This is a genomic window from Mycobacterium sp. 1245801.1 (genome assembly GCF_001673055.1).
Taxonomy (GTDB): Bacteria; Actinomycetota; Actinomycetes; order Mycobacteriales; family Mycobacteriaceae; genus Mycobacterium; species Mycobacterium europaeum_A.
In genome coordinates this window covers 1-4680 of record NZ_LZKY01000390.1, presented here as the reverse complement: position 1 = coordinate 4680, position 4680 = coordinate 1, and the positions used below count along the sequence as shown (strand labels likewise).

General features: G+C 67.8%; 6 protein-coding genes. 1 reads left to right on the top strand and 5 read right to left on the bottom strand.

Annotation, left to right across the window (positions count from 1 at the left end; all coding sequences use genetic code 11):
- The 5 genes from A5622_RS24615 to A5622_RS24595 all read right to left on the bottom strand — a co-directional run.
- On the bottom strand, positions 1-782 hold a 782-nt coding region (locus A5622_RS24615), incomplete at its 3' end, for an ABC transporter ATP-binding protein (protein ID WP_232003035.1).
- On the bottom strand, positions 779-1603 hold the full coding sequence (locus A5622_RS24610; protein ID WP_066881773.1) for an ABC transporter permease: 825 nt from the start codon (positions 1601-1603) through the stop codon (positions 779-781). The genes A5622_RS24615 and A5622_RS24610, both read right to left, overlap by 4 nt.
- Positions 1600-2427 carry an ABC transporter ATP-binding protein gene (locus tag A5622_RS24605; RefSeq protein WP_066881771.1) on the bottom strand — a complete coding sequence of 276 codons (828 nt, stop codon included), beginning with the start codon at positions 2425-2427 and terminating at the stop codon, positions 1600-1602. Before A5622_RS24605 ends, A5622_RS24610 begins: the two co-directional genes overlap by 4 nt.
- On the bottom strand, positions 2424-3293 hold the full coding sequence (locus A5622_RS24600; protein WP_082994685.1) for an ABC transporter permease: 870 nt from the start codon (positions 3291-3293) through the stop codon (positions 2424-2426). The genes A5622_RS24605 and A5622_RS24600 overlap by 4 nt, the downstream gene beginning before the upstream one ends.
- A gap of 245 nt (positions 3294-3538) precedes the next feature.
- The gene (locus A5622_RS24595) at positions 3539-3820 is read right to left on the bottom strand and encodes a hypothetical protein (RefSeq protein WP_066867409.1); all 282 of its coding nucleotides are present in this window, start codon (positions 3818-3820) and stop codon (positions 3539-3541) included.
- A gap of 236 nt (positions 3821-4056) precedes the next feature.
- Between A5622_RS24595 and A5622_RS24590 the strand changes: the two genes are divergently transcribed.
- The coding region (locus tag A5622_RS24590) for an MFS transporter (protein WP_156749022.1) at positions 4057-4680 on the top strand (624 nt) is incomplete at its 3' end.

Genomic DNA, 4680 nt, shown 5'->3' with positions numbered 1-4680 from the left:
TGCGCAGCTGTCGGGGCTCGCAACAGCTCCATGGCACGGTGTTTGATGTCTTGCAGGCGGTCGTCGTTCAGTAGATCGATCCGCTGGCGGGGGCGGGCCAGCTCGATGGCGAACTCCTCGCGCACCCGGGCGGGACGCCCCGTCATCACCAGCAGCCGGTCCGCAAGCAGCAGCGCCTCGTCGAGATCCGTGGTGATGAACAGGACCGTCCGGCCTTGCTCGGCAAGGAGTTCGGCCGTGTACTCCTGCATCAGCTCGCGGGTCATCGCGTCGAGTCCCCGGAACGGCTCGTCGAGGATCAGCACCGCGGGCTCGTTGATCAGCGCGCGAGCCAACTCGGCGCGGCGCCGCATGCCGCCGGAAAGCTCTGCGGGATAACGGTTGGCGAATTCGGCGAGTCCCACCCGAGCCAGGACGGCATCCGCGCGCTGCCGCGCCGCCACCCTGTCCGCGCCGCGCGCACGCGGTCCGAACATGACGTTTTCGGCGGTCGTCAGCCACGGCATCAGCGCGTTCTCTTGAAACAGCAGCAGGCGGTCGGCTGAGGGTCCGCGGGCCTCTTTGCCGTCGACGGCGATCAGGCCGCTGCTGGGCCGGTGATAACCGGCCAGCAGGTATCCGATGGTCGTCTTGCCACCGCCCGACGGTCCGATCATCGCGACGATCTCGCCGGGTTCGATGCGCAGCGAGCACTCGTCGACGACGTGGACGTCCTCTCGACCCTTACGGACGTGGAAGGACACGCGATCGAAAAGGACCGCGCCGGTCCGGTTTCCGGTCATGCCGCCACGCGCCGCCATGGCATCAGGCGGTTTCCCAGCGCGCGCACGAGGCCGCTCGACAGGTAGCCCGCGATGCCCAGGCTGATCATCGCCACGACGACCCGCGGTAAGTTGCTGCCCTCGTAGGCGTTCCACACCAGAAAGCCCAGCCCGCCGTCACCGGACTGCTGGCCGCCGCCGGAAATGAGCTCGGCGGCCACCACCACCTCCCACGTGATGCCCATGCCGACGGCCGCCCCGGTGACCAATGACGGCACCAGCGCGGGCAGCAGCACCCGTCGAAAGACGTATGAGCGGCTTGCGCCCATCGACCGCGCGGCCAGCACGTGCCTGCGGTCGATTTGTTCGGCACCGCCGACCGTGTTGAGCACGATCGGAAAGAGCGCACCCAGGAATGTCACGAAGGTGATGGACAGCTCCTGAGTCGGCCAGAAGATGATCGCGATCGGCACCCACGCCAATGGCGGTACCGGCCGCAGCGATTCGAATACCGGGAACACCACGCGTTTGAACCAGGGACGGGTCGCCATCAGCAGGCCTAGCGTGCCGCCCACCAGCAGCGCCACGGCGAAGCCGGCCAGCACTCGCTGAAACGACAGCGACCAGCTGTTCCAATAGCCCGGCCTGGCAAGGAGGTTCAGGAAGTCGACGATCACCGCGGAGGGCGCCGGTAGCTGCCCCACCACGGGCACGCTGACACCGGTCCAGTTGCCGAGCCGGGTGGCCAGCTCCCAGCCGGCGGCGAAGACGACGATGCCGATCGCGCCGCGCCTCAGCGCCGACGCGTCCGCGTGGTCGGCGCGCCGTAACAGCGTCGTCACTGCGCCATCTCCCGCTCGCCCGCGTCGAAGGCACGCTTGGCTTCGTCGCGAACCGCCTCGGAGACCTCGCCGACGAGTTCACGAAAGTAGGGTGCGGTGATCAGGTCGCGGTCGCGCGGGCGGTCGAGGTCGACCTCGATCGTGGTCTTGGCCCGGCCGGGCCGGGTCGTCATCACGGTGACACGACCGCCCAGGTAGACGGCTTCCTCGATGTCGTGGGTGATGAAAAGCACTGTGACGGCGGACTTGTCGTAGATCTGCAGCAGCGCATCGTGCATCGCGGAGCGCGAGATCGCGTCCATCCCCCGAAACGGCTCATCGAGCAGCAGCACGGTCGGCTCCATGACCAGCGCGCGCAGAATCTCGACGCGGCGTTGCACGCCGCTGGACAGTTCGCCCGGGTAACTGCGCGCCACCTCGCCGAGGCCGACGTCGTGCAGGCGCTCGACGGCGATCTCGGCCGCGTCCCGGCGGCTCAGTCGCCGCTGGGCCACCAGGCCGTAGCTCACGTTCTCGGCGACCGTGAACCACGGGAACAAGGTGCTGTCCTGGAAGACCACTACCCGGTCCGGGCCGATCGTCGCGGTGGGACGACCTGGGCCGCAGAGCAATTCGCCGTCCAGTTCGATTCGGCCCGAGGTGATGTCGGTGAATCCGGCGACGGCTCCCAGCAGTGTGCTCTTTCCGCATCCCGACGGTCCGACGATGACGTGCAGTTCGCCCGCGGCGATGTCGAGGCTGAAATCCTCCACCGCCACCACCGGGGTGCCCGTCGTCCGGTACGCCTTGCCGACACCGCTCAGGACGAGGTTTCCCCCGCTCATGACCCGATGCTCCGGGCCCGGTAGGCCATCAGCCGGTCACCGAGCAGTCGGATCAAAGCGCTGCTGGTGAAACCGATCACACCGAGGGTGATCATCGCGATCACGATCGTCGGGTAGCGGGTGGTCGTGTACGAGGCGTTGATCAGATAACCGAGCCCGAACTGGCCGGCGATCATCTCCCCCGCGACCAACGAGAACCATGCGACGCCCATGCCGATCTGCAGGCCGGTGAAGATGTAGGGCAGCGATCCCGGAATCACCACGGTGCGCAGCACCTCGCGCGGGCCGGCACCCAGACACTGCGCCGCCCGAATCAGGTTCTGGTCGATCGACTGGACCCCGAGCAACGTGTTCAACGTGACCGCGTAGAACGCTGCCAGGTACGTCAGGAAGATGACCGAGCCCTCCCTGCTGTGAAACATCAGCATTGCCAAGGGAACCCACGCGAGGATGGGGATGGGTCGGATCAACTCGAAGATGGGAAAGGTGTACTGACGAAATCGCGATGACCACCCCAGCAGCAGGCCGAGCGGGATTCCGGTGACCAGCGCCGCCGCGAAGGCCAGGGCGACGCGCCGAACGCTCGCCCAGATGTGCTCGTAATACGACGCCGTGAAAATGGATGTGCCGTAGGCCGGGTTCGGGCTGAGCCACTCCCGGATCACCTCGGTCGGACCGGGAAGGCCGCGAAATCGCGGCAGCGCCAGCACGTCGACGCTCAGATACCAGCCGCCGAGGAACAGGGCGAAGCCGAGCAATGCCAACGGCAATGTGGGCGACAGGATCCGGCGGCGGCCGGGCCGCGGCGCGGCCACGGTGCCGTGCGGGACCGTCAGGGGAATCGGCTCGGTAGAAAGGGCGCTCACGAGCTACCTTTCTAGGAGGACGGCGGCCCCGCGGCGCGAGTCGTCAGCGAGCGACTCGGTCAGGCCGCAGCGGCATGCTGGGACAAATCGGTGTCATCATTTCCGCACCGATGCCCCGGTGCAAGAATATGGATCGCCTTGACCCGAAGTGCGTCGGCGCGACGACGGTGCCCGATGCCCCCGGAACGCAGACAGCCGGCTCCCGAGCGAGCGGGAGCCGGGCCGTGTGCCGTGGTCAGCTGGCGTCAGCCGTGCGGCGCCTCGGAGATCTTGGTGTCCGGCTTGCCGAGCGTCTGGCAGTAGGTCGTCACCGACAGGCGCGTGGCGGAAATCTCCACATTGGTCGGGTCGTTACCGCTCTTGTCTTTGAGCATCTTGCTCACTTCGTCGTTCTGCTTCTTCTCGTCCTGCGTGGTGAAGTCCTTGCACTTGGTGTCCCCGCCGGTGTTGATGACCTGTGAGGCCGAACACGCGCTGGACAGCAGGACGGAGATCGCGATCGCAGCTGCCGCAATATACTTCATCATTTGCCTTCCTGGGTGCGAGTAGTGGTATCAGTACACCAAATCGCCTGATTTCAAACCCCGAATGGCGGCCCGGACCGATGACCGCCGTGTTTGCAGGGACGGCGTGGCAGCGGCCACATCGCGGCGCCGCCGCGATCCGGTTGCGCGCAGCGGGAATAACCGCCCGGGTTACCTCGCGTTCTACCATCGGCGGTCGGCCGCGTATGCGCATCGGGTCTGAAAGGGGAGGAAGCTCAGTGACCTCGTCGAATGTGCGCAGCGGCCGCGGCGGCATCACCGGAGCCGGGCGCGAGGCGGCGGGTACGGGGGCGCTGTTCGTCAGCGTGCTGGCGCTGCTGCTGGCAACGGGATGGGTCGCCAACCACTTCGTCGGGCTGATGCCGGTGATCAGCGACCGGGCCCACCTCAGCACGACCACCCTCGACGGGATCTTCGGCATCTACGCGCTGGGATTGCTTCCCGGGTTGCTCGTGGGCGGGCGCGCGTCGGACACGCTCGGGCGCCGGCCGGTGGCGCTGACCGGATCGGTGGCCGCGCTGACGGGAACGGCGGTCATGCTGCTGTCCCAGCACGCGGGCGCGCTGCTGCTGGGTCGCCTGATCGTCGGGATCGGTGTGGGCCTCGCGATCAGTTCGTGCACCGCGTGGGCCTCGGATCTGCGCGGCCCCGCCGGCGCCGCGACCGCCGGGGCGGTACTCACGGCGGGTTTCGCCGTCGGACCGTTCGTCGGTGGGTTCATCGCGTGGGCCGGACGATCCGGCATCCGGGTGTCGTTCGCCGTCGCCGCGGCCATCGTGGTGCTGGCAACGTGCGCCGTCATCGGTGCGGCCCGCCGCGCCGAGGTGGCTCGCCCGGCCGCC